Raw genomic sequence first — 5,637 nt, 5'->3', positions numbered from 1 at the left:
GAGAGGGGCCCCGCGGCTCAGAAGCGCCCGGCGCCCAGGTCCCGCGAGACGGCGCGGGCGCAGTCCCGCACGGCCGCGATCAGCTCGGGGCGCAGCTCCCCGTCCCGGCAGACCCGCTCCACGGCGCCGGTCACACCGACCGCGCCGACCGGCATGCGGCGCCGGTCGTGGATGGGCGCGGCGACGGAGGCGATGCCCTCCCAGGTCTCCTCGACGTCGGCCGCGTACCCCCGCGCGCGGGTGAGGTCGAGGACGCCCTCGAATTCCTCGGGGTCGGTCACCGTACGGGCCGTGAGCGGCTGCCGCTCGGCCTCCAGGGCCTCGTTGTGCGCGACCGGGTCGTAGGCGGAGAGCACCTTGCCGAGGGCGGTGGAGTGCAGCGGCTGCATGGCGCCCACCTCCAGGACCTGGCGGCTGTCGTCGGGCCGGAAGACGTGGTGGACGATGAGCACGCCCTGCTGGTGCAGCACGCCGAGGTGGACGCTCTCGCCGCTGGAGCGCGCCAGGTCGTCGGTCCACACCAGGGCGCGGGCCCGCAGCTCGTGCACGTCCAGATAGCTGTTGCCGAGGCGCAGCAGCTCCGCGCCGAGCTGGTAGCGGCCGGAGGCGGAGTCCTGCTCGACGAAGCCCTCCGCCTGGAGGGTGCGCAGGATGCCGTGTGCCGTGCCCTTGGCGAGGTCGAGCGAGGAGGCGATCTCCGAGAGACCGAGCCGTCGCTCGCCGCCCGCGAGCAGCCGCAGCATCGCCGCGGCCCGTTCGAGCGACTGGATGTTGCGTGCCATCGCAGCCTCTACCTCCGATCCCCAACACCAACACTCGACGTTCGACAATGCTGAACACTATCGGTCGTTGTCGACCTCTCGCTAATGCCCGGACAGCCTGTGTTGCCCCCGTTTCCCCCGTCGGGCACCACTTCACGCCGCCCCGGGGCCACCCGTCCGCCCCGTGGACGCCTTGGCTGCGGGGCGAGGGTCCCGGCTACCCTGGCCGGGTGCGCCTTGCAGCCAAGGCGCAAAGCCGACAGCCGTCGCACTCCAGGGAGCTCTTTCATGGCCTCGTCGCCAACCCCGTCGTCGCAGTCCACGCCCGTTCCGCCCGAGAGCAGGACCCGGGCCGACGCCCTCCGCGAGGCCCTCGCCACCCGGGTGGTGGTGGCCGACGGCGCGATGGGCACGATGCTCCAGGCGCAGGACCCGACCCTTGAGGACTTCCAGCACCTCGAGGGCTGCAACGAAGTCCTGAACATCACCCGTCCCGACATCGTGCGCTCGGTGCACGAGGAGTACTTCGCGGTCGGCGTCGACTGCGTGGAGACCAACACGTTCGGCGCGAACTTCGCCGCCCTGAGCGAGTACGACATCCCCGAGCGCAACTTCGAGCTCTCCGAGGCCGGGGCCCGCATCGCCCGCGAGGTCGCCGACGAGTTCACCGCGTCGACCGGGCAGCAGCGCTGGGTCCTCGGCTCGATGGGCCCCGGCACCAAGCTGCCCACCCTCGGCCACGCGCCCTACGCCACCCTGCGCGACGCCTACCAGACCAACGCCGAGGGCATGATCGCCGGCGGCGCCGACGCGCTCCTGGTGGAGACCACCCAGGACCTCCTCCAGACCAAGGCGGCGATCCTCGGCGCCCGCCGCGCCCTGGACGCCACCGGCGCCAACCTGCCGCTGATCTGCTCGGTCACCGTCGAGACCACCGGCACGATGCTCCTCGGCTCCGAGATCGGCGCCGCCCTGACGGCCCTGGAGCCGCTCGGCATCGACATGATCGGCCTGAACTGCGCGACCGGCCCCGCCGAGATGAGCGAGCACCTGCGCTACCTCGCCCGGCACTCGCGCGTGCCGATCTCCTGCATGCCCAACGCGGGCCTGCCGGTCCTCGGCAAGGACGGCGCCCACTACCCCCTGACCGCCGCCGAGCTCGCCGACGCCCAGGAGGGCTTCGTACGCGACTACGGCCTGTCCCTGGTCGGCGGCTGCTGCGGCACCACGCCCGAGCACCTGCGCCAGGTCGTCGAGCGCGTGCGCGGCGTGCAGACCGTCCCCAGGGACCCCAGGCCCGAGCCGGGCGCCGCCTCGCTGTACCAGACGGTGCCGTTCCGCCAGGACACCTCGTACATGGCGATCGGCGAGCGGACCAACGCCAACGGCTCGAAGAAGTTCCGCGAGGCCATGCTGGAGGGCCGCTGGGACGACTGCGTGGAGATGGCACGCGACCAGATCCGCGAGGGCGCGCACATGCTCGACCTGTGCGTGGACTACGTGGGCCGGGACGGCGTCGCCGACATGGCGGAGCTCGCGGGCCGCTTCGCCACCGCCTCCACCCTGCCCATCGTCCTGGACTCCACCGAGCTGCCGGTCATCCGGGCGGGCCTGGAGAAGCTCGGCGGGCGCGCCGTCATCAACTCCGTCAACTACGAGGACGGCGACGGACCCGAGTCCCGCTTCGCCAAGGTCACCGCGCTGGCCAAGGAGCACGGCGCCGCGCTGATCGCGCTGACCATCGACGAGGAGGGCCAGGCCCGCACCGCCGAGCACAAGGTCGCCATCGCCGAGCGCCTGATCGACGACCTCACCGGCAACTGGGGCATCCACGAGTCCGACATCCTCATCGACACCCTGACCTTCACCATCTGCACCGGTCAGGAGGAATCGCGGGGCGACGGCATCGCCACCATCGAGGCGATCAGGGAGCTGAAGAAGCGCCGCCCGGACGTGCAGACCACGCTGGGCCTCTCGAACATCTCCTTCGGCCTCAACCCGGCCGCCCGCGTCCTGCTCAACTCCGTCTTCCTGGACGAGTGCGTCAAGGCGGGCCTGGACTCCGCGATCGTGCACGCCTCCAAGATCCTGCCGATCGCGCGCTTCGACGACGAGCAGGTCGGCGTCGCCCGCGACCTCATCTACGACCGCCGCGCCGAGGGCTACGACCCCCTCCAGAAGCTCATGGAGCTCTTCGAGGGCGTCTCCACCAAGTCGATGAAGGCGGGCAAGGCCGAGGAACTCCTGGCCCTGCCGCTGGACGAGCGCCTCCAGCGCCGCATCATCGACGGCGAGAAGAACGGCCTGGAGGCCGACCTGGACGAGGCGCTCCAGGACACCCCGGCCCTGGACATCGTCAACAACACCCTCCTGGAGGGCATGAAGGTCGTCGGCGAGCTGTTCGGCTCCGGCCAGATGCAGCTGCCCTTCGTGCTCCAGTCCGCCGAGGTGATGAAGACCGCCGTCGCCCACCTCGAACCGCACATGGAGAAGTCCGACGCCGAGGGTAAGGGCACCATCGTCCTCGCCACCGTGCGCGGCGACGTCCACGACATCGGCAAGAACCTCGTCGACATCATCCTGTCCAACAACGGCTACAACGTCGTGAACCTCGGCATCAAGCAGCCGGTCGCCGCGATCCTGGACGCCGCCGAGGAGCACCGCGCCGACGTGATCGGCATGTCAGGCCTCCTGGTGAAATCCACGGTGATCATGAAGGAGAACCTGGAGGAGCTCAACCAGCGCGGCATGTCCGCCGACTTCCCGGTGATCCTCGGCGGCGCCGCCCTGACCCGCGCCTATGTGGAGCAGGACCTGCACGAGATCTACGAGGGCGAGGTCCGCTACGCCCGCGACGCCTTCGAGGGCCTGCGCCTGATGGACGCCCTCATCGCCGTCAAGCGCGGCGTGCCCGGCGCCACCCTGCCCGAGCTCAAGCAGCGCCGCGTCCCCACCAGGGCGAACGCGGCCGTCCTTGAGGTCAACGAGGACGAGGGCCCCGCCCGCTCCGACACGGCCACCGACAACCCCGTGCCGACCCCGCCCTTCTGGGGCACCCGCGTCGTCAAGGGCATCCAGCTCAAGGAGTACGCCTCCTGGCTCGACGAGGGCGCGCTCTTCAAGGGCCAGTGGGGCCTGAAGCAGGCACGGACCGGCGACGGGCCCTCGTACGAGGAACTCGTCGAGAGCGAGGGGCGCCCCCGGCTGCGCGGCTGGCTGGACGAGCTGCACACCAAGAACCTCCTTGAGGCGGCCGTCGTGCACGGCTACTTCCCGTGCGTCTCCAAGGGCGACGACCTGATCATCCTCAACGACGACGGCTCGGAGCGGACCCGCTTCTCCTTCCCGCGCCAGCGCCGCGGCCGCCGGCTCTGCCTCGCGGACTTCTTCCGCCCCGAGGAGTCCGGCGAGACCGACGTCGTGGGCCTCCAGGTCGTCACCGTCGGATCGAGGATCGGCGAGGCCACCGCCGAGCTCTTCGCCGCCGACTCCTACCGCGACTACCTCGAACTGCACGGCCTGTCCGTGCAGTTGGCCGAGGCGCTCGCCGAGTACTGGCACGCGCGTGTGCGCGCCGAACTCGGCTTCGGCGGCGAGGACCCGGCCGACGTGGAGGACATGTTCGCCCTGAAGTACCGCGGCGCCCGCTTCTCCCTCGGCTACGGCGCCTGCCCCGACCTGGAGGACCGCGCCAAGATCGCCGACCTGCTCCGGCCCGAGCGGATCGGCGTCCACCTCTCCGAGGAGTTCCAGCTCCACCCGGAGCAGTCGACGGACGCGATCGTCATCCACCACCCCGAGGCGAAGTACTTCAACGCGCGCTGATCCGGGTCAGTCGTACACTGGTCGGTCCAGTGCAGGCCGGTTGCCTTGCCGTCTAGGCGGGCGACCGGCCTTCTCGTCCCTCATGGAAGGTGTGGTCGCATGACCAGTACGGTTCCCGCGCTCGGCACCCGAACGGCCGAAGGGTCCGCCCTCCAGGCCGTCCTGCTCGACATGGACGGCACGCTCGTCGACACCGAGGGCTTCTGGTGGGACGCCGAGGTCGAGGTCTTCGCCCGGCTCGGCCACACGCTCGACGAGGCCTGGCGCGACGTCGTCGTCGGCGGGCCCATGACGCGCAGCGCGGCCTTCCTCATCGAGTCCACGGGCGCCGACGTCACCGTCGCGGAACTCACCGTGCTGCTCAACAACGGCTTCGAGGACCGCATCAGCCGTACGCTGCCGCTGATGCCGGGCGCCGCCAGGCTCCTCGCCGAACTGGCCTCGCACGACGTCCCCATGGCGCTGGTCTCCGCCTCGCACCGGCGCATCATCGACCGCGTCCTGGACTCGATCGGCGCCCACCACTTCACGCTCACCGTCGCGGGCGACGAGGTGTCCCGCACCAAGCCCCACCCCGCCCCCTATCTGCTCGCCGCCTCCGGGCTCGGCGCCGAGCCCGCCCGATGTGCCGTCATCGAGGACACCGCGACCGGTGTGGCCGCCGCGGAGGCCGCGGGCTGCCGGGTGGTGGCCGTGCCGTCGGTCGCCCCGATCCCCGCGGGCGCCGGGCGCACGGTCGTGCCGTCCCTCGAACACGTCGATCTGCCGTTCCTGCAAGGTCTCATGACCCTCTGACAGTTCCGTTTCCGAACCCGGTCCGGTGTGTGACCTTTCCCACTCGTACGGGGGTCGACAGAGGGGCAGGCGTGTGCCGAACCCCCTCCTGGGGCTGCTGGGGGCGTGACGTTGTGTCCTGATTGATGGAAGCGTGCACGAATCCTTCCGGTGTCGGGTTATCAATGCGTCCGCGCCCGGTTTCACTGCGTGATTGGCGCCCGGCCGCCGCCCCCTCCGGCGCTCAACTGGTGCGGACTAATGTCGTCGCGAGAAC

The 5,637-nt window shown here is 70.8% G+C and carries 3 protein-coding genes; 2 read left to right on the top strand and 1 reads right to left on the bottom strand.

The window, feature by feature from the left end:
* Window positions 1-17 precede the first annotated feature (17 nt).
* Window positions 18-782, bottom strand: a complete 765-nt coding sequence (locus AB8Z36_RS27670) for an IclR family transcriptional regulator (protein WP_369216106.1) — start codon at window positions 780-782, stop codon at window positions 18-20.
* Between the two features lie 267 nt (window positions 783-1,049).
* Between AB8Z36_RS27670 and metH the strand changes: the two genes are divergently transcribed.
* Both metH and AB8Z36_RS27660 read left to right on the top strand, forming a co-directional pair.
* On the top strand, window positions 1,050-4,586 hold the full coding sequence (gene metH / locus AB8Z36_RS27665; RefSeq protein WP_369216105.1) for a methionine synthase: 3,537 nt from the start codon (window positions 1,050-1,052) through the stop codon (window positions 4,584-4,586).
* Between the two features lie 99 nt (window positions 4,587-4,685).
* Window positions 4,686-5,381: an HAD family hydrolase gene (locus AB8Z36_RS27660; RefSeq protein WP_369216104.1), complete on the top strand. Its 696-nt coding sequence runs from the start codon at window positions 4,686-4,688 to the stop codon at window positions 5,379-5,381.
* Window positions 5,382-5,637: the final 256 nt, after the last annotated feature.

Origin of the sequence: Streptomyces flavofungini (assembly GCF_041028215.1) — a bacterium.
GTDB lineage: Bacteria > Actinomycetota > Actinomycetes > Streptomycetales > Streptomycetaceae > Streptomyces > Streptomyces flavofungini_B.
Note: the sequence above shows the minus strand (reverse complement) of the source record. Positions and strands in the feature narration are given on the sequence as shown.